The following is a 22,391-nucleotide window of genomic DNA, read 5'->3' as shown; positions in this document are numbered from 1 at the left end:
CCCTGGCCCGCCTGTGGTCGGCGCTCCGCGCCCGCCTGCGCGGCGGCTGAGCGCCCGCCTCACCCTCCCCTTCGACATCCCCACGATGGAGCCCGCGATGATCCGACCCCACGCCCGCTGCGCCGCCGCCCTCGCCGGCGGCTGCGCCCTCCCCTGGATCGCGATCGGGCCCGCCGCGGCGGCGACCGCGGACGTCACGCTCCCCTGGGGCGATGCCCTGGCGGCGGCGATCCAGGGCCTCGGGAGCCTCCTGGTGCCCCTGGCGGTGACGGCCCTGACGGCGGCCCTGGCGCGGATCGCCGGCCCCCTGCGCGTCCTCGTCACGGACAGCCTGGTGGAGCGCCTCGTGCGCAATGCCGGCGACTACGCGGTCAACGCGGTCGCCGGCGCGGCCCGCGGCCGGACCCTGACGGTCCCGGTGGGCTCGCTGGTGATCGCGGGCGCGGTCCAGCGCGGGCTCGACGCGGCGCCGGGCTGGCTCATCCGCGCCGCCGGCGGGGTCGACGGCCTCGGCGAGAAGGTGTTCCGCAGCCTGCCCCTGGCCGAGGAGGCGACGGTGGCCAACACCCTGGCGCCGGCCCTCCGGGCGGCGCGGGCCGCGCGGGCCGGTCGCCGCCCCTGAAGGCCCGGCCCGGCGCGCCACCACCCGAATTCCGGCCGGGTCCCCGCTCAGGGTTCGGCCGGACCCCTCGACCTGCGGAAGGGAGGCTGCCTTGGACAAGATCGCCCTCGAGGCCGCGCACCTGCTGGTGTCGCAGGAGGGCGCCGGCTGGATCGTCTCCGTCCTCCTCGGGCTCGCCTGCTTCCACCTGCACCGGGAGGCGATGCGCGCCCAGGAGGCGCGCCTGGGCGACACCGGCGCCACCGCGACCGCCCTGGAGCGGGCCTCACAGTCCAACGCGGCCGTCGCCGCCGCCCTGGAGAGCCGGACCCGCGTGCTGGAGGACCTGTCGCGGGTGGCGGCCGAGATCGCCCGCAGCGTCGAGCGCAACGACGAGCGCCTGCGCGAGCGGCTGGACGACATCCTGCGCCGGCTCGCCGAGACCCGGCCACGCCCCTGAGGAGAGTGCCATGGACCGCATCGCCCACCTGCTGCACCGGCGCCGCGACCGCCGCCGGACCGCGGCCCTGCGGCTGCGCAGCGCCCGGCTGCACTTCGAGCGCTCGTCGGCCGCCCTGCGGCGGGCCGCCCTCGACCACGTCGATGGCCACGCCCTCGTGGGCACGATGCTGCGCGCGACCCTGGCGCGCCTCGCCGCCCGGGACGCCGGACCGGCCTGAGCGCCGCGCCGCGCGGGCCCTGCGGGAACCGAATGGCCGAGGTTGGGCTTGGCTCCGCATTCAGGGCACATTCAGTGCCTCGTCCCTAAACGTCAGACCATGCGCATCCTCCTCGCCCTGCTGTTGATCGGACTGACCGTCGCGGGCTTCGCGACGGGCTCGATCGACACGTACGCGGAGGAGACGACGGCGGGCACCGGGGCAATCGCCGCCCCGCTCGCCGCCATCCCGCGCAGCGAGACCTGCCTCAGCCCGGCGGACCTGCGCGAGGCCGTGGCCGACAAGCGGGTGATCGCCCCGGTGGCCGCCATCCGCGCCGCCCGCCAGGTGATTCCCCGGGCCGAGATCCAGCGGGCGCGCCTGTGCCGGAACGACGAGACCCTCGTCTACCTGCTCACCGCCCTGCGCCGGGACGGGCAGTTCGTCCACGTCGTGGTCGACGCCACCACCGGGCAGGTCAGCGGACCGTGAAGGGCTTTCGGCCGGAGGCCGTTTCGCGCCGGCGCGGAGACGTCTAACGTGCGCGCCGCGCCGGCCCGCGGGTCGGGCCATCATCGTAGGAGTTCGGGACCGTGCGGTTGCTCGTCGTGGAGGATGACCGGGACATCAACCGGCAGGTGGTGAACGCCCTCGAGGAGGCCGGCTACGTCGCCGACAAGGCCTTCGACGGCGAGGAGGGCGGCTATCTCGGCGAGAACGAGCCCTACGACGCGATCATCCTCGACATGGGCCTGCCGAAGACCGACGGCGTCAGCGTGCTGCAGAAGTGGCGCCGGGCCGGCATCAAGACCCCGGTCATCATCCTCACGGCCCGGGACCGCTGGTCCGACAAGGTCGATGGCTTCGATGCGGGGGCGGACGACTACGTCACCAAGCCCTTCCACATGGAGGAGCTGATGGCCCGGGTGCGGGCCCTGCTGCGGCGCGCGGCCGGCCACGCCACCAGCCAGATCGCCTGCGGCCCGGTGGTGCTCGACACCCGCTCCGGCCGGGTCTTCGTGGACGGCAACCCCGTCAAGCTGACGAGCCACGAGTACCGCCTGCTCTCCTACCTGATGCACCATACCGGCCGGGTGGTCTCGCGGGCCGAGCTGACCGAGCACCTCTACGACCAGGATTTCGACCGCGATTCCAACACCATCGAGGTCTTCGTGGGCCGCCTGCGCAAGAAGCTCGCCGTCGACCTGATCCAGACCGTGCGCGGGCTGGGCTACCTCGTCGACCCGAACCAGCCGGTGGCGCGGGGGTGATCTCAGCAGGTTCCAGCCAGATCGGTCCGCGCGAAGTCGTCGCCTTTGAAGAGCAACGGGGCGGCATGGATCTTGGCCATCGCATAGGCGAAGCAATCGCCCATGTTGAGTTGGGCCGGGTGCCCCGTTCCCTTGCCATACCGGGCGAAGGCCGCGATCGCCTGTGTACCTGCCTCTGGCGGGATCGCCATCAGGCGGATACCGGCGGCATCCAGGAAGGCCATCAAATCGGCCTGCACGACATCGGCGGACGTTTGTCGCTTTCGGCAAAGCGCCAGCACGGCTTCATAGACCGCGATCGCAGAGGTGAACCGGTCGGAGGCGGCGTCCAGGCGATCGAGAAGGTCGTCGCTGCCGACCTCGGACGCTAGGATCGCCACCAGAGCCGAGGCGTCGACAAACATCAGGCATCACCACTGATTTCGTCGTAGAAAGCCTTGTCGGCTTCGAGGCCGGTCGGTGGATAGGAAGCGATACGCTCCTGTATCGGCCGAATCCGCTCACGCAGGCTGAGCTTTTCGGCATCGCGTCGCAATTCGTTGCCGACAGCAAGCTTGATGGCGTCGGTGAGAGCGATCCCCTTTCGCTCGGCGAGCATGCGCACAAGCCGGTCGGCTTCGGGGTCGCGGATGTGAAGTGCCATGGTCGATTCGTCGCCTCTCTCCGCGCATTCCAGGATCCTCGGATCACGGACACTGAATCCAAGGCGTTTTGGCGTTGCATTCGCCATGCGCGTCGGCATCGGTGCACGCGAGGCGGCCTCGGACATGTACATAACGTCATCACCCTGTCTACATCAATCCGGCGCGCTGCCGGGCGCGTGGCGAGGATGATCCCACATTGACGACGGACGCCGCATGATTCCCTCCCCCTCCTGGTTGCCCATGCGCCGGCGCTCGATCGCCGTGCGCCTCGCCACCTCGGCGCTGCTGGCGAGTTCCGCGATCCTCCTCATCGCCGCCTGGATCCTCACCACGCTGTACCGCGAGAACACCGAGCGGGCCTTCGACAGCCGCCTGCTGGTCTATGCCAACAACCTCGCCACCGACCTCGTCTCGCCCAACGATCCGGAGAGCCGCTCCTTCACCCTGAGCGACCCGCGCTTCGACCTGCCCCTGTCGGGCTGGTACTGGCAGATCGGGCGGCCCGACGCGAAGCCCCGCGACCTGCGCACCTCGCGCTCCCTGGTGGGCGTGCCGCTGAAGGCCGCCGCCACCCCCGACAGCAAGGCGGGTATCGGCCAGATCCGCCAGGGCTACGGCCGGGCCCAGGACGAGCGCCGCCTGCGCATCATCGAGCGCGACGTCGATCTCGGCGAGGAGGGCCGCTACACCGTGCGGGTCGCCGGCCCCGCCGACGAGATCGAGAACGACGTCGACCGCTTCCGCTTCTCGCTGATGGTCACCTTCGGCCTGCTCGGCCTCTCGCTGGCGCTCACCACCCTGCTGCAGATCCGCTTCGGCCTCGCGCCGCTGGCCAAGCTGCGGAACGCGCTCGGCGCCATCCGGCGGGGCGAATCGGACCGCATCACCGGCGAATACCCGCGCGACATCGCCCCCCTGGCCGGCGAGGTGAACCTGCTCATCGAGACCAACCGGGAGATCCTGGAGCGGGCGCGGACCCAGGTCGGCAACCTCGCCCACGCCCTGAAGACGCCGCTCTCGATCATCGTCAACGAGGTCGGCGCCGCCGACGCGCCCGAGGACCTCGCCGCCAAGATCCGCGAGCAGGCCGCGGTGATGCGCGACCAGGTGAACTATCACCTCGACCGCGCCCGGGCGGCGGCGCTCGCCGGCACGCTGGGCACCTCCACGGAGGTGGAGCCGGCGCTGGCCGGCCTCGTGCGCACCTTCGGCAAGATCTACCGCGACAAGGACATCGCCTACGAGGTCCACGTGCCGGCCGGCCTGCGCTTCCGGGGCGAGCGCCAGGACTTCGAGGAGATGATCGGCAACCTCGTCGACAACGCCTCGAAATGGGCCCACGGCCGGGTGGCGATCCGGGCCGAGGCGGTGGGCAAGAACGATTATCCCCACCTTCTCGTGGCGATCGAGGACGACGGCCCGGGCCTCGCCCCGGAGGACCGGGCGGAGGTGCTCGGGCGCGGCCGCCGCCTCGACGAGACCAAGCCGGGCTCGGGGCTCGGCCTGTCGATCGTGGCCGATCTCGCCACCCTCTACCGCGGCCGATTCCGCCTGGAGGAGGCGACCCTGGGCGGCCTGCGGGCGGTGATCGAGGTGCCGGGCGATGCGCCGGCCGGGGTGGCGACGCACTGACCTTGCCCCCGCGCCCCCCCCCCCCGCGCGGGAGTCGGCTTGGCGGGACGTCCCGACCCGCGGGCGGGTTGCGCGCCGGACGGTTTTCCCGCCCTCCGTGAGGCTTCGGGCGGGAGGCTTCGGGCGGACGGCTCACCGGTTGCACCTTCCCCCGACGTGCTGCGCGTGACACCGTGTCGCCCGAGGCCTGCATCGTGCTGGCGAAGACCCGCGTCTACATGCAAGCGGGGCAGCGTTCGGGGCGTGATGACGGCACTTTGGTTCATATTGGCGTTCATGACCGGCGCAGCGGTGTTCGCCCTGCTCTGGCCGATGTCGCGCCGGGCCAATCCCGCCGCCGCGCCGGAGGCCGGCGGCCTCGCCACCGAGACCGGCTTCTACGAGGACCAGCTGCGCGAGATCGAGCGCGACGAGGCCCGTGGCCTGATCGCGGCCCCCGAGGCGGAGGCCGCACGCACCGAGGCGGCCCGCCGCCTGCTGCGCGCCAACCGGGCCGGCGTCCCCGCCGCCCAGGACATCGCCGAGCCGGCCCTGCGCCAGCGCCGGGCGGCCTCGGCCTTCGCCCTCTCGACCATCCCGCTCGTCGCCCTCATCGCCTACGGCCTCTACGGCTCGCCGCACATGCCGGCGCAGGGCCAGGCCGAGCGGGCGGCGGTCCAGAGCGGCGACCAGGATCTCCTCAAGGCCATCGGGCAGATCGAGGCGCGCCTCGCCGCCGATCCCACCGACGGGCGCGGCTGGTCGGTGCTCGCCCCGGTCTACATGCGGATGGGCCGCTTCGACGACGCCGCCCATGCCTACGAGGCGGCCACCCGCCTCCTCGGCGAGACGCCGCAGCGCCTGTCCGACTGGGGCGAGGCCCTGGTGGCGGCGGCCAACGGCGCGGTCACGCCCCAGGCCAAGGGCATCTTCCAGCGCGCCGTCGATCTCGACGGACAGGTGGCCAAGCCGCAATTCTACCTGGCGCGGGCCGCCGAACTCGACGGCGACATCCCCCAGGCGGTCCGGCGGCTACAGGCCATGGCCGATGCCGCCCCCGCCGATGCGCCCTGGCTTCCCCTGGTCCGCGAGACCCTCGGGCGCCTCAAGGGCGAGAGCGCACCGGGACGGCTCGCGGCGCCCGAGGCCGGCGCCGCGGCCGCCCTCCAGGCCCTGCCGCCGGCGAGCCGCGACGGCGCCATCCGGGCCATGGTCGACAGCCTCGACAAGCGCCTCGCCGACCGGGGCGGTAGCCTGGAGGATTGGCTGCGCCTGGTGCGCTCCTACGGCGTGCTGCAGGAGCGCGACAAGGCGAAGGACGCCCTGGAACGGGCGCGCAAGGCCCTGGCCGACGATCCGGAGGCGAAGCCCCGCCTGGATGCGATCGCCGCCGAGGCGGGCCTGGCGGCGGCCGGCCCGGCCCCGGGCGCTCCGGCTCCCGCAGGTCCGGCGACCGCTGCGCCGGCACCCCCATCCGCTGCGCTCCCGCCCGCCGCACCGGCGGCCGGTGCGGGGTCGGACGACGCGGCCCGGGCCGGCACCGAGGCCGCCGTCGCGGCCGTGAAGGCGATGCCGGCGGCCGAGCGCGACGCGGCCATCCGCGGCATGGTGGCTGGGCTCGACCGGCGGCTGGCGGCCAAGGGCGGCAGCGTCGACGACTGGCTGCGCCTCATCCGCTCCTACAGCGTGCTGGGCGAGCGCGAGCGCGCGCTGCAGGCCCTCGACCGGGCCCGCATGGCCCTGAGCCCGGATGCGGAGGCCATGGAACGGCTCGGCGAATTGTCGCGCGAGCTGAGCCTCCAGCCCGGCGCGAAGCCGGGCACCGCCGCGGCGAAGCCCTGAAACCCTGACGAGAAGCCGCGGCCCCTGACAATCGGTCCCGGCCCCGGGCCTTGACCCGGATGGCGCCCCGGTCGACACCGGAGGACACGATGTTGCCCGCCGGGGATCGCGCCCCGCCGGGGGGCCGGCGCAGGATGCGACCCGCCCCGCCCTCCGAGCCACCAACCGGGATCCTGCCCACGTGACCCGCAAGAGCCGTCGCCTGATCCTGATCGCCGCCTGCGGCGCCGTGCTGGCCCTGGCGCTCGGCCTGATCCTGTCGGCCATGAGCGGGTCGATCGTGTTCTTCCGCTCGCCCACCGAGGTGGCCGCCCAGAGCGTGGCGCCGGGCACCCGCTTCCGCCTCGGCGGCCTCGTCAAGGACGGCTCGCTCCAGCGCGGTCCGGACCAGACCGTCGACTTCTCGGTGACCGACACCAACGCCACCATCGCGGTCCAGTACCGCGGCCTGCTGCCCGACCTGTTCCGCGAGGGCCAGGGCGTGGTCGCCGAGGGTACGCTCCTGCCCGGCGGGATCTTCCGGGCCGACACCGTGCTCGCCAAGCACGATGAATCCTACATGCCGCGCGAGGTCGCCGATGCCCTCAAGGCGCAGGGGCGCTGGCAGGAGGGCAAGGGCATGATCGACAAGCCCGCCGCGGCCGCCGGTTCCGAGACCCGGACGGCGGTCGAGGACAAGACCCTCGGCCGGCGCAGCGAGCGATGACGTTCCCCCTCCGCCGGCCGGCTTCCCGCCGGCCCATCCTCCCCCGGAAGGACACCCCGCCTTGCTGATCGAGGTCGGCCATTTCGCGCTCGCCCTGGCGCTCGCCCTGTCCCTGGTCCAGGCGGTGATGCCGGTCTGGGCCGCCCGCTCGGGCGACCAGGCCCTGCGCGCCGTGGCGACCCCGGCGGCGCTGGGCGCCTTCGCCTGCATCCTGTTCTCGTTCGGGGCGCTGACCTATGCCCACGTCACGTCCGACTTCTCGGTCCTGAACGTGATTCAGAACTCGCATACGGCGAAGCCCTTCCTCTACAAGATCTCCGGCGTCTGGGGGAACCACGAGGGCTCGATGTTGCTCTGGGTCCTCATCCTCGCCCTGTTCGGGGCGCTGGTGGCGGTGGCGCGCGAATCCGTGCCGCCGACCCTGCGGGCCAACACCCTGGCGGTCCAGGGGCTGATCACCTTCGTGTTCGTGCTGTTCATCATCACGACCTCGAACCCGTTCACCCGGGTCAGCCCGGCCCCGGCCGAGGGCAACGACCTCAACCCGCTGCTGCAGGATTTCGGCCTCGCGGTGCATCCGCCGCTGCTCTACATCGGCTATGTCGGCTTCTCGATCACCTTCGCCTTCGCCATCGCGGCGCTGATCGACGGACGCATCGACGCCGTCTGGGCGCGGGCCGTGCGGCCCTGGACCCTGATCGCCTGGAGCTTCCTGACGCTGGGCATCGCGATGGGCTCGTACTGGGCCTATTACGAGCTCGGCTGGGGCGGCTGGTGGTTCTGGGACCCGGTCGAGAACGCCTCGCTGATGCCCTGGCTGGCCGGCACCGCCCTCCTCCACTCCACCGTGGTGATGGAGAAGCGCGACGCCCTCAAGGTCTGGACGGTGCTGCTCGCCATCCTGACCTTCTCGCTCTCGCTGCTCGGCACCTTCATCGTGCGCTCGGGCGTGCTGACCTCCGTCCACACCTTCGCCACCGACCCGACCCGCGGCGTGTTCATCCTCGCCATCCTGATCCTGTTCATCGGCGGCTCGCTGACCCTGTTCGCCTGGCGGGCGCCGATGCTGCGCCAGGGCGGCATCTTCGCGCCGATCTCCCGCGAGGGGGCGCTGGTGATGAACAACCTGTTCCTCGCCGCCGGCTGCGCCACGGTCTTCGTGGGCACGCTCTACCCGCTGCTGCTGGAGATGCTGACCGCCGAGAAGATCTCGGTCGGCCCGCCCTTCTTCAACTACACCTTCGTGCCCCTGGCGATCCCGCTGCTGCTGATCGTGCCCTTCGGCCAGACCCTGGCCTGGAAGCGCGGCGACGTGCATGCGGCGACGCAGCGCCTGTTCGCGGCCCTGGCCGCCGCCCTGGTGGTGGGCCTCGCCGTGATGGCCCTGGACTGGGGCGGCCCGACGATGGCCCCCGTCGGCATCGGCCTCGGCGCCTACCTCGTCATCGGCTCGGTGATGGAGATCGTGTCCCGCGCCCGCGGCTACGGCGGCAACCGCGCCCGGGGCGCCGCGATCTGGCGCCGGGCCGCCGGCCTGCCGCGCTCGGCCTGGGGCACCGCGATGGCCCATGCGGGCGTCGGCGTCGTCGTGCTCGGCATCGCCGCCCAGGGCTGGGCGACGGAGGGGCTGAAGACCCTGAAGCCCGGCGAATCCCTCGCCTCCGGCCCCTACGTGGCGACTCTCGACCGGGTCGGCCCGCGCACCGGCGAGAACTACGCCGAGACCACCGCCTTCCTGACCATCCGCAACGCCGGCGGCGACTTCGTCGGCACCGTGGAGACCGGCAAGCGCTTCTACCCGAGCCGCAAGATGACGGTGACCGAATCCGGCCTGCTGACCATCGGGGCGAGCCAGGTCTATGCCAGCCTCGGCGAGGTCCTGCCGGAAGGCGCCATCGGCCTGCGGCTCTACTACAAGCCCCTCGTGCTGCTGATCTGGCTCGGCGCCGTGGTGATGGCGCTCGGCGGCGCCGTGTCGCTCACCGACCGGCGCATGCGGGTCGGGGCCCCGGCGCGGGCACGGGCCAAGCCCGTCCCGCCCGGCATGGCCGCCGCCGAATGAGCCGCCCTCGGCTTTCGCGCCTCGCCCTGGCGCTCGGGCTGACGCTCGCCTCCGCCGGCGGCGCCCTGGCGGTTCAGCCGGACGAGGTGCTGAAGGACCCGGCCCTCGAGGCGCGGGCGCGCGACATCTCGTCGGGCCTGCGCTGCCTCGTCTGCCAGAACCAGTCCATCGACGATTCCGATGCCCCCCTCGCCCGCGACCTGCGCCTGATCGTGCGCGAGCGCCTCACCGCCGGGGACGACGACAGGCAGGTGCAGGCCTACGTGGTCGGGCGCTACGGCGAGTACGTGCTCCTGCGCCCGGTCTTCGCCCTGCACACCCTGCTCCTCTGGCTGACGCCGGTGGCGGTCATCGGCCTGGGCCTGTTCGGGCTCTGGCGCCTGTCCCGCCGCCGCCCGCCTGCCGCCGCCGCGGGCCTCAGCCCCGAGGAGCGCGCCGAGATCGCCGCCCTGACCCGGCGGGACTGACCCCACCGGCAGAGAGGCCACGCCCGCGCGCCGATGCCTCGCTTTCGCCCCAGTGAGGCGGGAGATCGGTCCGTGGCGACGGATCACGCGGCCGGCGCAGCTTTACGAAGTCTTTACCCTGACTCGCGAGCGTCCCGTGCCATGCCGACCGCCTCGCTCTCCCGCATCGCCGCCCTGTTCGGGGCCGCCCTCGCAGCCCTCGCCGCGTCTCCGGCGCAGGCCCATCCCCATGTCTGGGTGACGACCAAGGCCGAGATCGCCTATGGCGAGGGCGGGCGCGTCACCGGCGTCCGCCATGCCTGGACCTTCGACGCCTCCTACTCGGCCTTCGTCACGCAGGGGCTCGACGCGAACAAGGACGGCACGCTGACGCCGGACGAGCTCGCCGGCCTCGCCGCCGAGAACACCGCCAACCTCGCCGAATTCGGCTACTTCACGAAGATGAAGGTCGGCGGCAAGGAGCAGGCCTTCGCCGACCCCGTCGAGCCGCGCATGGCGATGGAGGGCGACAAGCTGACCCTGAGCTTCCTGCTGCCCCTGAAGGCACCCGTGGCCCAGGGCCGGGGCGTGACGGCCCTGGAGGTCTACGACCCGACCTTCTTCGTCGCCTTCAGCCTCGCGGAGGGGGCGGACGTGGCCCGCCTCGCCGGGGCACCGGCCGGATGCGCCGCCACCCTGACGCGCCCGAAATCCGAGACGCCCGATACCAAGACCGCCGATGCCAAGCCCGGCATGTCGGAGGCGTTCTTCGAGGCCCTGACCTCTGCCTCGAACTACGGCGTCCAGTTCGCCAACCGGATCATCGTCGCGTGTCCCTAGGCGCCGCCCTCGCCGCGCGGACGGACGGGCGCTCCCGCCTCGCCCGGCAGGTGCTCCTCGCCCTGGCGGCCGTCGCCCTCGCGACCCTGATCGTCGCCGGCCTCGCCTGGCTGGTGAGCCCGGGCGTCGCCGCCCCGCCGGCGCGCTCGCCCTTCGGCATCGGATTCCGCGAGGCCGCCCCCGCCGCCACCGGTCTCGGGGGCCGAATCCTCGCCCTGCAGGCGAGCTTTTCCCGCAGCCTCCAGGCCGCGGTCCGATCCCTGAAAGCCGAGGGCGCCTGGGGGCCGATGATGCTCCTCGGCTTCGCCTACGGGGTGTTCCACGCCGCCGGGCCGGGCCACGGCAAGGCGGTGATCGCCGGCTACATCGTCGCCGGCGAGCGCGCCCTGACCCGTGGCTTCAGCCTGAGCTTCGCCGCCGCCCTGCTCCAGGCGCTGGTGGCCATCGCCCTGGTGGGGGTCGGGACCCTGGTCCTCGGCGCCACCGCCGCGGGCATGACCCGCGCCGGCACCGTGATCGAGACGGCGAGCTTCGCCCTGGTGGCCCTCCTCGGCCTCGCCGTCACCTGGCGCAAGGCCGGGCGGCTGGCGGGCGGCAGCGACCCCGCCTGCGCCCCCGGCTGCGGGCATGTCCACCTCACCGATGCGGCGGCCATCGCCCGGCTCGATTCGTGGCGCGAGCGAGCCGGCGTGGTGCTGGCCGCGGGCACGCGCCCCTGCGCCGGGGCGGTGCTGATCCTGGTCTTCTCGGCCTCGCAGGGCCTGCTGGCGGCCGGCATCGCCGCGACCCTCGCCATGGCCCTCGGCACGGCCCTGACCACCGGCACCCTGGCGAGCCTCGCGGTCTTCGCCAAGGCCTTCGCCCTGCGCCTCGCGGGCGGGCGCGGGCGGGCCGGGGCGCTCGCGGTCGGCGGCCTCGAACTCCTCGCCGGCGCCTTCGTGCTGGTGCTCGGCCTCGCCATGCTGGCCGGGCTCGCCGGCGATCTCGGCGGCTGACGGACGGCGCCGGCGCGCGCTCGCCAAGCCTGCCCTCGCCAAGCCTGCCCTCGCCAACCCCGCCGCGCCGTGGCAGTCTCGACGTCCGAGGGACGAGAGAGCGCGGACATGGCAGCAGGCATGGCGGCGGACTTAATGACTGCGGATTTCGCCCATATCCTGAACTGGCGACTCCTGGCGGGCTCGCACGAATTCCCCGGCCCGGACGGCGGCACCTGCATCAACGAGGCGGCGATCGTGGCCGCCGGACTGCCCTACCGGGCGATCCGCGCCTCGGCCGATTGCCCGCCCTGCTTCTCGCCGCCCCTGTCCGCCTACGCCCTCGGCCTGAACGACGCCATGCCGGATGCCGAGCGGCCGCGCCTGATGGCCTTCGTGCTGCGCCTCTCCGGCTCGGCCGACGCGCCGGCCGTGGAGGCGCAGCGCATCGCCTTCCTCGCCCGGGCGAGCGTCCGGCGCATCCTGCCCCCGCTCCTCGACCGGGCGGGCCTGCCCAGCCTCGCCGCCGCCTGCGCGGAGGCCGCCGATGCGGAAGAGGCGCTGGCGGCGGCGCGGGCGGCCGCCTGGCAGGGCGGGGCGCGGGCGCAGGAGGCGTCGCGGCGCGGGGCCTGGACCCAGGGCGCCCGCGCGGCGGCGGTCGCCCGGGCCGCCACCGCCGCCGCGAAGGCCTTCGCGGATGCGCGCTGCGCGGCCGAGGTCGCCGAGGGCGCCGCGCCCTTCGTGTCGGAGACCTGGGCGAGCGCCGTGGCGATCCTCGACGAGGCCCTGGCGATCGGGCGCCGGGCGGAGCCCCTCGACGTCGCCCTGGTTCAGCGACGCCTGGACGCCGCGCGAGCCGTGCCGGCCTGACGCCCGGATCAGACCGGTACGGGCGCCGCGCTCGGGTCGAAGCTCACGGTCTGGCAGTTGTCGAGCCAGACCCCGGTCAGGTGATAGAAGAAGGTGCCATGGCCGACGACCGCGATGCTGCGCTCGGGCCGGGCCGCGAGCCAGTCGCGAAAGCCGAGGACGCGGGCATCGAAGAGGGTGCGCGGCTCGATATGGATGCCGCGGGCATCGGCCTCGCCCTCCGCGTGCCACCAGATCTCCGGCAGGTGGCCCACATCGACGTCGGGAAACTCGGCGGCCAGCACGGAGGCGGCCCGGCCGACGTCGCAGCTGCTCTCCTGGCATTCCCGGTGCAGGACCTCCACGAGGATGCGCGGCCGGCTCGGATGGTCGCCGAAGATGCCCTTGGTGGTCTGGATCGCCCGGGTCAGGGGCGAGGTCACCACGAGATCGAAGGGGATGTCGTGCAAGGCGGCCCGCGCCGCCCGGACCTGCCCCTGCCCCCGCTCGGTCAGCCGGGCATCGACATGGCCCGGGTCCTGCCCGGTGAGGCGATGGGCGGCATTGAAGGTCGATTCGCCGTGGCGGACGCAGACGATGCGGGAGGGGGCCATACGGGTCCGGTTTCGATGGATGGATCGGCGGTGCCGGCGACAACCCCGCCGGGCGGCCCATCGTTGCGCCGCGCGGCGGAGCACCGCGCCTCGGCGAGAACCTCGCGGCGAGGATCACGGCTGCCACGGCAGGGCGAAGGGGGCCCGCGCAAAGAAAAAGGCCCGGTTGCCCGGGCCTCGATGGATCCCGCGCGCGGGCGCGGCGACGGGGTGGGCCTCGCGGGTCAGGCCTTGCGGGCGAGCGGGACGCGACGGCGCAGGCGGACGATCACCTCGACGCCGGCGATCTCCATGCCCTCGGGAGCGTCGGGCAGGGAATCCACGGTGATCCCGCAATCGGGCATGTCCATCACCTGGCCCTCGTCCTCGAGGAAGAAGTGGTGGTGCTCGCTCGGGTTGGTGTCGAAATAGGCCTTCGAGCCGTCGAGGGCGAGCTGGCGCAGCAGGCCGGCCTCGGTGAACTGGTGCAGCGTGTTGTAGACGGTGGCCAGCGACACCGGAACCTTGGCGCGCATCGCCTCGTCGTAGAGCATCTCCGCCGTGAGGTGGCGGTCTCCGCGGCCGAACAGCAGCCAGCCCAGGGACAGGCGCTGGCGGGTCGGACGCAGGCCCGCCCGGCGCAGGCGGTCACGCAGATCCGACAGCGGGCAACCGCGACGGCCGGCGGCCGTGTCGCCGCCGGGAACGGAGGCCCGCGCGTTCAGCACGGCCTGCAGGGGCAGAAGGTTCGACATCGGGCGGACAAACATCCCACGCGGAAAACTGGAGGCTGAGCGACATGTATACGGAACCCGCCGCCGCATCGCAACCCGAGCCCCGCGCGGGGCTGCCGAACCGCAGGCGCGGCGGTCTTGCCGGCTGGGCCGGGGCACCGCCCGGACAGGGCGCCCCCCAGTAGGGCTCGACAGGTGTCGCCGCAAGGCGTCCAACGGGCCGGCGGCCGCGGATTGGGACGTCCGGAGCCGGCGGGCAGCTTTGAGGCGCACAGGCCCTGTGTTAACGAAGCGCCGATTTCACGCCGCGTCGCCGGCCGGATCGGCCCGTGCCGGTCCGGCTCCGGGGATGACGGCGCGATGCCGAGGGGGCCTTTCCCGCCCCGGACCCATCCTTGAGGACCGATCCGCTCATCATGTCTTCCGCTTCCGATCCGAACGCTCCGTCGGGCACCGCCCCGGCGACCGCCGCGCCTCAGCGGGCCTCGCACTATTCCTACGAGGAACTGCTCGCCTGCGGCCGTGGCGAACTGTTCGGTGCCGGGAACGCGCAGCTGCCGCTGCCGCCGATGCTGATGTTCGACCGCATCGTCTCGATCGGGTCCGAGGGCGGCGCCCACGGCAAGGGCCACGTGCTCGCCGAGTTCGACATCCGGCCGGACCTCTGGTTCTTCGGCTGCCACTTCAAGAACGATCCGGTGATGCCCGGCTGCCTCGGCCTCGATGCCCTCTGGCAGCTCGTCGGCTTCCATCTCGGCTGGCTCGGGGCCCCCGGTCGCGGCCGAGCGCTGGGCGTCGGCGAGGTCAAGTTCACCGACCAGGTCCTACCCACGGTGACCAAGGTCGTGTACGGCATCGACATCAAGCGCGTGCGCCTCGGCAAGCTGGTGCTCGGCATCGCCGACGGCTGGCTGGAGGCCGACGGCACCCGGATCTACGAGGCCAAGGACCTGCGCGTCGCGCTGTTCCAGGCGCAGGCCGACGCCGCGGGCGGCTGAAGGCCGGGTCGGGTCGGCCCGGCGCAGTTGAGATCGGGACGTCCACGTCCTACCTGAGACCCACGCGAAGGTGCCGTCTCGAGAAGAAGCACCGCGAAGAGCAAGCCCCGGCGGCGGAGAGCATCGTGTCCATGCGGCGTGTCGTGATCACCGGGATGGGCATCGTCTCATCCATCGGCAACAACACCGAGGAAGTCCTCGCCTCCCTGCGCGAGGCCAAGTCCGGCATCGGGCGCTCGGCCTCCTACGCGGAGCACGGCTTCCGCAGCCAGGTCGAGGGCCGTCCCACCCTCGATCCGGAGGGCGTCGTCGACCGGCGCGCCATGCGCTTCCACGGCGGAGGCACCGCCTGGAACCACGTCGCCATGGACCAGGCGATCCGGAATGCCGGGCTGGAGGCGTCGGACGTCTCCAACGACCGGACCGGCATCATCATGGGCTCGGGCGGCCCGTCCACGAAGGTCATCGTCGAATCCGCCGCCATCGCGGTGGACAAGGGCCCCAAGCGCGTCGGCCCCTTCGCGGTGCCCAAAGCCATGTGCTCCACCGCCTCGGCGACCCTGGCGACCTGGTTCAAGATCAAGGGCGTGAACTACTCGATCTCGTCCGCCTGCGCGACGTCGAACCACTGCATCGGCAACGCCGCCGAGGTCATCCAGGGCGGCCGGCAGGACATCATCTTCGCGGGCGGCTGCGAGGACCTCGACTGGACCCTGTCGGTGCTGTTCGACGCCATGGGCGCCATGTCCTCGAAGTACAACGACACCCCGGCCCGGGCCTCGCGCGCCTACGACGCCAACCGCGACGGCTTCGTCATCGCGGGCGGCGCCGGCGTGCTGGTGCTCGAGGAATACGAGCACGCCAAGGCCCGCGGCGCGACGATCTACGGCGAGATCGCCGGCTACGGCGCCACCTCGGACGGGCACGACATGGTCGCCCCCTCCGGCGAGGGCGCGGTGCGCTGCATGCGCCAGGCGATCGAGGGCCTGAAGGGCGCCAGGATCGACTACATCAACCCGCACGCCACCTCGACGCCGGTCGGCGACGACAAGGAGATCGAGGCGATCCGCGAAGTCTTCGGACGCGGCGATGCCTGCCCGCCCATCTCGGCCACGAAATCGCTGACGGGCCACTCGATGGGCGCGACGGGCGTGCAGGAGGCGATCTATTCGCTCCTGATGATGAACAACGACTTCATCTGCGAGAGCGCGCATATCGACGAGATCGACCCGGCCTTCGCCGACATGCCGATCCTGCGCCAGCGCCGTGACGGGGCCAAGCTCGGCCACGTCGTCTCGAACTCCTTCGGCTTCGGCGGCACCAACGCGACGCTCGTCCTCAAGCACGTCGACGCCTGAGGGCGACCGATCCGGGCCGGCCTCAACCGGCCGCCCGGCTCGTTAAGGAACTGGAGAGGCCTTCCGCGGTTCATTGTTTCTATGGATTGCTGGAAGGCATCGCCATGTTGTGGTTCACCCTCGGAACGGTCGGCGGCCTCGCCATTGCCGGAACCACGGCCGTCTACATCAGGCAGGTCATGATCGACCGCGCCAACTGCGACACGGACGGCTACTTCTAGCCCCGGCCGAACGACGCGGCGCGAGACCCTATCCCGATCCCAGGCCCCGTCCCGGCTCCCGCCCGCACGGGGCCTTCGCGTTTCGCAAGCCCCTCCCGTCCTGTCGGGGCCGGACCGCACTGGGATTGGACAGGGCCACGAGCGCCGGGCTAAGCCTCCCGCCAACGATGACGGGCCCGAGGGGCCCAGGGTCCGCGTCCGGGGGAAGTTGCATGACGGGATTGATGGCGGGAAAGCGCGGCCTGATCATGGGGGTCGCCAACGATCACTCGATCGCCTGGGGCATCGCCAAGGTCCTGCACCGGCACGGGGCCGAACTGGCCTTCACCTACCAGGGCGAGGCGCTGGGGCGCCGGGTGACGCCGCTGGCGGCCTCCGTCGGCTCGGACATCGTGCTGCCCTGCGACGTCGAGGACATCGCCAGCGTCGATGCCCTGTTCACCGCCCTGGACGCGCGCTTCCCCAAGGGCCTCGACTTCGTCGTCCACGCCATCGGCTTCTCCGACAAGGGACAGCTCAAGGGCCGCTACGTCGACGTCACCACCCGCGAGAACTTCTCGCGGACGATGACGATCTCCTGCTTCTCCTTCACCGAGATCGCGCAGCGCGCGGCCAAGCGGATGCCCCGCGGCGGCTCGCTCCTGACGCTGACCTATGGCGGCTCCACCCGGATCATGCCGAACTACAACGTCATGGGCGTCGCCAAGGCGGCGCTCGAGGCCTCCGTGCGCTACCTCGCCGGCGATCTCGGCCCGGACGGCATCCGGGTCAACGCCCTCTCGGCCGGGCCGATGCGGACCCTGGCCGGCGCCGGCATCGCCGATGCCCGCCTGATGTTCAACCACCAGAAGGCCCACGCCCCCTTGCGCCGGACCGTGACCCAGGAGGAGGTCGGGGGCTCGGCGATGTACCTGCTCTCCGACCTGTCGGGCGGCGTCACCGGCGAGATCCACTTCGTCGATTCCGGCTACAACATCATCTCGATGCCCCGCCCCGACGTGCTGCAGGCCCAGGACGAGGCGGGCGTCATCGGCGACGCGGTCTGAGGCGAAAAGCTCAGTCCTCGAACAGCTCGGGCCGGCGGGCGCGCAGGGCGAGGACCAGGGTCAGGGTCTTCAGATCGGTGAATTCGCAGCGCTCGGCCATCCGGGCGAGGTCGGCCAGCGGCATCTCGACGACCCGGATGTTCTCGTGCTCGCCGTCCGCGCCCCCGCCGCCCTCGACCCGGTCGGCCGCGGCGTAGGCGGCCAGGTACAGGTGGATCCGCTCCGTCGAGATGCCGCCGCAGGAATAGGTGGCGCCGACGAAGTCGAGGTCGCCGAGGCGCAGGCCCGTCTCCTCCAGCACCTCCCGCCGCGCATTCTCCTCCGGCGTGCCCGCATCGATCAGGCCGGCCGGGGCTTCGAGCTGGCTCTGCTCGCCGGCCGCGTAGAGGGCGGGCACGCGCAGCTCGCGCACCAGGGTCGCGACCCGGCGGGCGGGATCGTAGGGCAGCACCCCCACCGAGTCGCCGTGGTCCTCGATCTCGCGCTCGGCTTCGCTGCCGTCGGCGAGGCGGACCCGGGCGAGGGAGAAGCGGCTCCAGCCCTCGTGCAGGGTGCGCAGGCTGAGGATCTCGGCTTTCATCGCAGGGACGGTCTTTCTCGCGCGGGCGCGCGTTTCGGCTCGCGCCGAAGGCAAGTGTCGGGGTGGCGGCGACCGTCGGGGCCGCCCGCCAGGGCGCCCTCGATCACCGTGATGAGATCGTCGCGGTTGATCCGGCCGCCGAGCCCGAGGAAGCCCGGTTCGCCGGCCTCGACGGTCAGGCCGTCCTCGCTGACCTCGGCCCGGCGCGTCGGGTCGGCGACGATCGCCTCCGCGATGGCGGTCTGGCTGTCCATGTCGGCCTCCCGCGCCCGGCGTCTTCAGTGTCCGAGGACGATCAGGACGGCGCCCAGCAGCACCAGCACGATCAGACCCGCCACCAGCACCGCCGCCCTGACCCGCCGCCCCTCGACGGGCGGAGCCGCGGAGGACGGAGTTCCGCCGGCGGCGACCGGTCCGGCCGCCCGGGACGGCGGCGTGATCGGGCGCGGCGGCTCGGACGCTCCCTCGAGGGAGGGCAGTCCGGGCGCGGGGGCGAGGGGTAACGGCGCGAGTCCGTCGGGGTGGGCCCGCCCGGGGAGCAGGTCCTCCAGCTCAACCGGAATGCCGGCGGCGTCGAGGTCCAGGACCACCTGGGCGATCGCCTCGGCGCTCATGCCGTGGATCGGCAGGACCGCCTGAAGGTCGGCCGGCGAGAGCTCGCCCTTCTGCCGCCCGAGGGCGATCAGCTGGTCGAGGTCCCGCTGCGCGACGGCCGGGGCGGCGTTCACCACGGACGCGGCGCCAGCGCGGCGCCGCCCGGTCCGGAGGGTCGTGCGTGTTCTGATCCGGCCATTCGCCACTCCCGACGCTCTGCAATCGGGAAACCCGTGGGGCCTCCGCGCTGTTCCCGGGCTCCCCGGGCGCCGCCCGGCCCCCGTCCGCTCACTCCTGGCTCGGGCCCACGCTGTCGGCGGCGAAGGCCCGGCGCACGCCCAGAGGCTTCGGCCGGCCCTCGGTGCTGTCGCAGGCGGTCTGGCGCTCCATCTCCGAGTTGATCTCGGCGCCCACCAGCACGATGACGATGGACAGCCACATCCAGGTCATGAAGCCGATGCCGGCGCCCAGCGAGCCGTAGATGCGGTTGTAGCTGTCGAAGCTCGCCACGTACCAGGAGAACACCCCCGAGGCGCCGACCCAGAACAGCGCCGCGAGGCTGCTCCCCCAGGTCACCCAGCGCCACTTCGCCCGGTTCCGGCTCGGGCCGTAGCGGTAGATCAGCGACAGGCTGAGGGTGACGACGCCGAGCAGGGCCGGCCAGCGCACGATCTGCAGGACGGTATCGGTGGCGGCCACGAAGCCGAGCCGGTCGAGGATCGTCGGCAGCAGCACCACCGCGCCGGTGGAGACGAGGAAGAACACCACGCTGGTGATCGTGAACAGGAAGGTGGTGGCGTAGAAGCGGATCAGGGTGCGCTTCTCGCGCTCCTTGTAGATCACATTGAGGGCGTCGAAGAGCGCGCTCACCCCGGAATTGGCGCTCCACAGGGCGATCAGCAGGCTGAGGCCCGAGGTGGTGCTGAGGGACCCCGTGCTGCGCTGCGCGATCCGCACCAGCTGGTCGGAGAACAGCTGGAGGGCGCCCGGCGGCAGGATGTCCGCGAGCAGGCTCACGTGCTGGCTGATGACGTGGGGGTCCGAGAACAGCCCGTAGATCGAGACCACCGCGACGAGGCCGGGGAACACCGCCAGCAGGGCGAAGAACGCGACGCCCCCGGCCGTCGTCAGCACCCGGTCCTGCGGCATCGCCCAGAACACCCGCCACAGGATGTCCCGCCACCCGTCTCTGGGGATGTCGACGGGGTCGGTGGCACGCCGGCCGCGGCCGGGCTCGTGCGCGCGCTCGCGCGCCTCCGCCAGTTCCTCCGGGTTCAGGGCGCGGGTGCTCACCGAGCGCCAGTCCTGACCCTCCTGCTCTTCTCGCACCATGCCGAGACCCTGCCGGACCGCTCGTCGCCGGAACGTCGCCGCGAGGGATTCGCCCCCGGGATCACACTCTGCCCGAACGCTCGTTATAGGTCGCCACCGATGCCGGCACAGGCGTGGGACGATCGAGCCCGGTCACCGTGCAGATCGCCGCCCTCCGGGCCATCTCGCTGCGGATGTGCTCGCGGAACAGACGCACCCGCGCGGGAAGCTCGCGGCCCGCGAGGGTGACGGCGCGCAGGGTCGCGCCGCGGCTCGCCCAGTCTGGCAGGATGCGCACGAGGTCGCCCCGGTCCAGGGACTTGGCGGCGACGAGGCTCGGGATATGGCCGATCCCGGCCCCGGCCAGGGTCAGGCGCAGGACCGTGGCGAAGTCGGTGGCGCGCACGGCGGGGCGCAGGGTGATCCCGGCCTCCCGCCCCGCGACGTCCGAGACGAGGATCTGCGTGGCGCCGAGGCGCTCGCGGGCCAGCACCACGTCGTGTGCCGCCAATTCGGCGATGTCGGTCGGGCCCGGGCGCTGCGCCAGGTAGGCCGGGGCCGCGAAGAGGCCGATCGTCAGGTCGGCCAGGATCGGGGCGGTGTAGCCGCTGTCGGGATGGTCGCCGCCGCCGAGGCGGAGAGCCAGGTCGACCCGGTTGGCGGCGAGATCGAGGCGGCTGTCGGTGATGAGAAGCTCGAGGGTGATCTGCGGGTACCGCGCCCGAAAGCTCGCCACGAGGTCCGGCAGCACCTCGACCCCGAAATCGATCGAGGCCGTCACCCGCAGGTGCCCGCGCGGCTGGGTGCGGGCGCCCCGAGCCGTCTGCAGGGCCTCGTCGAGGAGGGCGAGGCTCTCCAGGGCCCGGGCATGGAAGGCCAAACCCTCGGCGGTGGGCGAGACCGCCCGCGGGGTGCGGGCGAGCAGGGTCACCTTCAGCACCGCCTCCAGGCGGGCGACACGCCGGCTGACGCTGCCCTTGGTCTCGCGCAGGAAGGCCCCGGCCTGGGTCATGCTGCCGAGGTCGACCACCGCGCAGAAGGCCCGGACGTCGTCGAGGTTTCCGGCGAAGGTTTCCAGATGCGCAACCATGTGTCCCCGATTAGCGCGCTATCGCACCCGCGGGAAGCGGCCTATTGGCGCTCCACCGACCGGGCGCCGCTGGCGCCCCCATTCTCGGAGCGAACCCCGTGATCCGTCTCTCCCCCTCCCTCGTCAGTCTGACCCTCGCCCTCGCGCTCGCCGCGCCGGCCCTCGCCCAGACCCCGCCGACCCGCGACCCGGCCCAGATCCAGGCCGGCACCTACGCGGTCGATGCCGGCCACACCCAGGTGGGTTGGACCGTCTCGCATATGGGCTTCTCGAATTATTCCGGCGGCTTCTCGGACGTCTCGGGCACCCTGGAGCTGCAGCCCAAGACCCCCGCCGCCTCCAAGCTGTCCATCAAGATCCCGGTGGCCTCGGTGACGACGACCAGCGAGAAGCTGACCAGCGAACTCAAGGGCGAGCAGTGGCTCGACGCGGGCAAATTCCCCGAGATGACCTTCGTCTCCACGAAGGTGACGCCCGAGGGCAAGGACAAGGCGAAGGTCACCGGAGACCTGACCCTGCACGGCGTGACGAAGCCGGTGACGCTCACCGTCACCCTCGTGGGCGCCGGCGTGAACCCGCTCAACAAGAAGGTCACCGTGGGCTTCGAGGCCACCGGCACGCTCAAGCGCTCCGAGTTCGGCGTGAAGACCTACGTGCCGCTGATCGGCGACGACCTGCACCTCACCATCGCGGGTGCCTTCGAGCGCAAGGAATAAGGCGCGCCGTCCACCCCGCCCGAGGGAGAGCGTCATGATCGGGACCGTCCGCGCCGCGCCCCCGCCGCGCTACACCCGCGTCGCCATCGCGCTGCACTGGCTCAGCGCGCTGGCGGTGCTGGGGCTGATCGCGATCGGCCTCGTCATGACGCACGGGGACCTGGCGCCGATGCGCCGGTTCCAGCTCTACCAGTGGCACAAGTCGGTGGGCCTGACGGTGCTCGCCCTGACGCTGCTGCGCCTCGGCTGGCGGCTGGTCCACCGGCCGCCGCCCCTGCCCGCCACGCTGCCGGCCCGGGAGCGGGCCGGGGCGCACGCGGCCCACGCCGGGCTCTACGGGCTGCTCCTCGGCCTGCCGCTGGTCGGCTGGGCCGTGGTCTCGGCCTCGCCCTTCAACCTGCCGACCGTGCTCTACGGCGTCCTGCCCTGGCCGCACCTGCCGGTGCTGCCGGACCTGGCGAACAAGGCCGCCGTGGAGGCGGTGCTGAAGCAGGTCCATGCCTGGGGCGCCTGGTTCCTCATCGGCCTGCTGCTGCTGCATGTCGGCGCCGCCCTGCGCCACCACCTCGTGCTGCGCGACGACACGCTCCGGCGGATGCTGCCCCGCGCCCCGCTCAAGTCCGGATCCCGCACATGATCCCCGCC

At 72.6% G+C, this 22,391-nt stretch carries 27 protein-coding genes; 18 read left to right on the top strand and 9 right to left on the bottom strand.

What is annotated here, in order from left to right; translation table 11 throughout:
* The first annotated feature begins 85 nt into the window (after nucleotides 1–85).
* The 5 genes from AC3WLN_RS19315 (at nucleotide 86) to AC3WLN_RS19295 (ending at nucleotide 2,531) form a co-directional block, all read left to right on the top strand.
* Nucleotides 86–622, top strand: coding sequence for a hypothetical protein (locus tag AC3WLN_RS19315; protein WP_492483966.1), 537 nt, complete (start codon nucleotides 86–88; stop codon nucleotides 620–622).
* Nucleotides 623–713: 91 nt separating this feature from the next.
* Nucleotides 714–1,061: a hypothetical protein gene (locus tag AC3WLN_RS19310; protein WP_492483963.1), complete on the top strand. Its 348-nt coding sequence runs from the start codon at nucleotides 714–716 to the stop codon at nucleotides 1,059–1,061.
* A 10-nt stretch (nucleotides 1,062–1,071) separates the two neighbouring features.
* The gene (locus AC3WLN_RS19305) at nucleotides 1,072–1,281 is read left to right on the top strand and encodes a hypothetical protein (RefSeq protein ID WP_492483961.1); all 210 of its coding nucleotides are present in this window, start codon (nucleotides 1,072–1,074) and stop codon (nucleotides 1,279–1,281) included.
* Between the two features lie 99 nt (nucleotides 1,282–1,380).
* On the top strand, nucleotides 1,381–1,752 hold the full coding sequence (locus AC3WLN_RS19300; protein WP_463770716.1) for a PepSY domain-containing protein: 372 nt from the start codon (nucleotides 1,381–1,383) through the stop codon (nucleotides 1,750–1,752).
* A 101-nt stretch (nucleotides 1,753–1,853) separates the two neighbouring features.
* The gene (locus AC3WLN_RS19295; protein WP_463770718.1) at nucleotides 1,854–2,531 is read left to right on the top strand and encodes a response regulator transcription factor; all 678 of its coding nucleotides are present in this window, start codon (nucleotides 1,854–1,856) and stop codon (nucleotides 2,529–2,531) included.
* A gap of 2 nt (nucleotides 2,532–2,533) precedes the next feature.
* On the opposite strand, the gene AC3WLN_RS19290 is transcribed toward AC3WLN_RS19295, so the two are convergent.
* Nucleotides 2,534–2,935: a type II toxin-antitoxin system VapC family toxin gene (locus AC3WLN_RS19290; protein ID WP_492483959.1), complete on the bottom strand. Its 402-nt coding sequence runs from the start codon at nucleotides 2,933–2,935 to the stop codon at nucleotides 2,534–2,536.
* Nucleotides 2,935–3,300: a type II toxin-antitoxin system VapB family antitoxin gene (locus AC3WLN_RS19285; protein WP_492483957.1), complete on the bottom strand. Its 366-nt coding sequence runs from the start codon at nucleotides 3,298–3,300 to the stop codon at nucleotides 2,935–2,937. The genes AC3WLN_RS19290 and AC3WLN_RS19285 overlap by 1 nt, the downstream gene beginning before the upstream one ends.
* Before the next feature lie 88 nt (nucleotides 3,301–3,388).
* Here AC3WLN_RS19285 and AC3WLN_RS19280 point away from each other — a divergent pair, with 88 nt between their 5' ends.
* The 8 genes from AC3WLN_RS19280 to AC3WLN_RS19245 all read left to right on the top strand — a co-directional run bounded on the left by AC3WLN_RS19280 (nucleotide 3,389) and on the right by AC3WLN_RS19245 (nucleotide 12,526).
* Nucleotides 3,389–4,807: a sensor histidine kinase gene (locus tag AC3WLN_RS19280; RefSeq protein ID WP_492483955.1), complete on the top strand. Its 1,419-nt coding sequence runs from the start codon at nucleotides 3,389–3,391 to the stop codon at nucleotides 4,805–4,807.
* Nucleotides 4,808–5,053: 246 nt separating this feature from the next.
* Nucleotides 5,054–6,628: a c-type cytochrome biogenesis protein CcmI gene (gene ccmI, locus AC3WLN_RS19275; RefSeq protein ID WP_492483953.1), complete on the top strand. Its 1,575-nt coding sequence runs from the start codon at nucleotides 5,054–5,056 to the stop codon at nucleotides 6,626–6,628.
* Between the two features lie 181 nt (nucleotides 6,629–6,809).
* Nucleotides 6,810–7,334: a cytochrome c maturation protein CcmE gene (gene ccmE, locus AC3WLN_RS19270; RefSeq protein WP_463773277.1), complete on the top strand. Its 525-nt coding sequence runs from the start codon at nucleotides 6,810–6,812 to the stop codon at nucleotides 7,332–7,334.
* Nucleotides 7,335–7,395: 61 nt separating this feature from the next.
* Nucleotides 7,396–9,396 carry a heme lyase CcmF/NrfE family subunit gene (locus AC3WLN_RS19265; protein ID WP_492483951.1) on the top strand — a complete coding sequence of 667 codons (2,001 nt, stop codon included), beginning with the start codon at nucleotides 7,396–7,398 and terminating at the stop codon, nucleotides 9,394–9,396.
* On the top strand, nucleotides 9,393–9,863 hold the full coding sequence (locus AC3WLN_RS19260; RefSeq protein WP_492483949.1) for a cytochrome c-type biogenesis protein: 471 nt from the start codon (nucleotides 9,393–9,395) through the stop codon (nucleotides 9,861–9,863). The genes AC3WLN_RS19265 and AC3WLN_RS19260 overlap by 4 nt, the downstream gene beginning before the upstream one ends.
* Before the next feature lie 141 nt (nucleotides 9,864–10,004).
* Nucleotides 10,005–10,682 carry a DUF1007 family protein gene (locus AC3WLN_RS19255; protein WP_492483947.1) on the top strand — a complete coding sequence of 226 codons (678 nt, stop codon included), beginning with the start codon at nucleotides 10,005–10,007 and terminating at the stop codon, nucleotides 10,680–10,682.
* Nucleotides 10,673–11,677 carry a nickel/cobalt transporter gene (locus AC3WLN_RS19250; protein ID WP_492483945.1) on the top strand — a complete coding sequence of 335 codons (1,005 nt, stop codon included), beginning with the start codon at nucleotides 10,673–10,675 and terminating at the stop codon, nucleotides 11,675–11,677. The genes AC3WLN_RS19255 and AC3WLN_RS19250 overlap by 10 nt, the downstream gene beginning before the upstream one ends.
* 135 nt (nucleotides 11,678–11,812) lie before the next feature.
* Complete coding sequence (locus tag AC3WLN_RS19245) at nucleotides 11,813–12,526, top strand: hypothetical protein (RefSeq protein ID WP_492483964.1); 714 nt, start codon at nucleotides 11,813–11,815, stop codon at nucleotides 12,524–12,526.
* A gap of 8 nt (nucleotides 12,527–12,534) precedes the next feature.
* Here AC3WLN_RS19245 and AC3WLN_RS19240 read toward each other — a convergent pair whose 3' ends face one another.
* Nucleotides 12,535–13,119: a histidine phosphatase family protein gene (locus AC3WLN_RS19240; RefSeq protein ID WP_463773257.1), complete on the bottom strand. Its 585-nt coding sequence runs from the start codon at nucleotides 13,117–13,119 to the stop codon at nucleotides 12,535–12,537.
* A gap of 224 nt (nucleotides 13,120–13,343) precedes the next feature.
* Nucleotides 13,344–13,853, bottom strand: a complete 510-nt coding sequence (gene irr, locus AC3WLN_RS19235) for a Fur family transcriptional regulator Irr (protein ID WP_492483943.1) — start codon at nucleotides 13,851–13,853, stop codon at nucleotides 13,344–13,346.
* A 395-nt stretch (nucleotides 13,854–14,248) separates the two neighbouring features.
* Here irr and fabA point away from each other — a divergent pair, with 395 nt between their 5' ends.
* The 3 genes from fabA to fabI all read left to right on the top strand — a co-directional run bounded on the left by fabA (nucleotide 14,249) and on the right by fabI (nucleotide 17,455).
* Nucleotides 14,249–14,830 carry a 3-hydroxyacyl-[acyl-carrier-protein] dehydratase FabA gene (fabA, locus tag AC3WLN_RS19230; RefSeq protein ID WP_463773253.1) on the top strand — a complete coding sequence of 194 codons (582 nt, stop codon included), beginning with the start codon at nucleotides 14,249–14,251 and terminating at the stop codon, nucleotides 14,828–14,830.
* A 131-nt stretch (nucleotides 14,831–14,961) separates the two neighbouring features.
* The gene (fabB, locus tag AC3WLN_RS19225) at nucleotides 14,962–16,188 is read left to right on the top strand and encodes a beta-ketoacyl-ACP synthase I (protein WP_492483941.1); all 1,227 of its coding nucleotides are present in this window, start codon (nucleotides 14,962–14,964) and stop codon (nucleotides 16,186–16,188) included.
* 433 nt (nucleotides 16,189–16,621) lie between these two features.
* Complete coding sequence (gene fabI, locus AC3WLN_RS19220) at nucleotides 16,622–17,455, top strand: enoyl-ACP reductase FabI (protein WP_492483939.1); 834 nt, start codon at nucleotides 16,622–16,624, stop codon at nucleotides 17,453–17,455.
* Nucleotides 17,456–17,465: 10 nt separating this feature from the next.
* On the opposite strand, the gene AC3WLN_RS19215 is transcribed toward fabI, so the two are convergent.
* From AC3WLN_RS19215 to AC3WLN_RS19195, 5 genes are all read right to left on the bottom strand, one after another.
* Entirely contained in the window at nucleotides 17,466–18,035 is a 570-nt protein-coding gene (locus AC3WLN_RS19215) for an NUDIX domain-containing protein (RefSeq protein ID WP_492483937.1), read from the bottom strand.
* Nucleotides 18,032–18,289, bottom strand: coding sequence for a hypothetical protein (locus AC3WLN_RS19210; RefSeq protein ID WP_492483935.1), 258 nt, complete (start codon nucleotides 18,287–18,289; stop codon nucleotides 18,032–18,034). The genes AC3WLN_RS19215 and AC3WLN_RS19210 overlap by 4 nt, the downstream gene beginning before the upstream one ends.
* Nucleotides 18,290–18,313: 24 nt before the next feature.
* Nucleotides 18,314–18,766, bottom strand: coding sequence for an RNA polymerase sigma factor region1.1 domain-containing protein (locus AC3WLN_RS19205; RefSeq protein ID WP_492483931.1), 453 nt, complete (start codon nucleotides 18,764–18,766; stop codon nucleotides 18,314–18,316).
* A 151-nt stretch (nucleotides 18,767–18,917) separates the two neighbouring features.
* Nucleotides 18,918–19,961, bottom strand: a complete 1,044-nt coding sequence (locus AC3WLN_RS19200; RefSeq protein WP_492483929.1) for a YihY/virulence factor BrkB family protein — start codon at nucleotides 19,959–19,961, stop codon at nucleotides 18,918–18,920.
* A gap of 61 nt (nucleotides 19,962–20,022) precedes the next feature.
* Nucleotides 20,023–21,030 (bottom strand): LysR family transcriptional regulator, encoded by a 1,008-nt coding sequence (locus AC3WLN_RS19195; protein WP_492483927.1) that lies wholly within the window; start codon nucleotides 21,028–21,030, stop codon nucleotides 20,023–20,025.
* Nucleotides 21,031–21,128: 98 nt separating this feature from the next.
* On the opposite strand from AC3WLN_RS19195, the gene AC3WLN_RS19190 reads away from it, so the two are divergent.
* Nucleotides 21,129–21,746, top strand: a complete 618-nt coding sequence (locus AC3WLN_RS19190; protein ID WP_492483925.1) for a YceI family protein — start codon at nucleotides 21,129–21,131, stop codon at nucleotides 21,744–21,746.
* Between the two features lie 34 nt (nucleotides 21,747–21,780).
* Nucleotides 21,781–22,383 carry a cytochrome b gene (locus AC3WLN_RS19185; protein WP_492483923.1) on the top strand — a complete coding sequence of 201 codons (603 nt, stop codon included), beginning with the start codon at nucleotides 21,781–21,783 and terminating at the stop codon, nucleotides 22,381–22,383.
* The last annotated feature ends 8 nt before the right edge of the window (nucleotides 22,384–22,391 follow it).

It is taken from the genome of Methylobacterium sp. FW306-05-D, from assembly GCF_058782155.1.
This window is presented reverse-complemented; position numbering and strand designations above follow the sequence as displayed.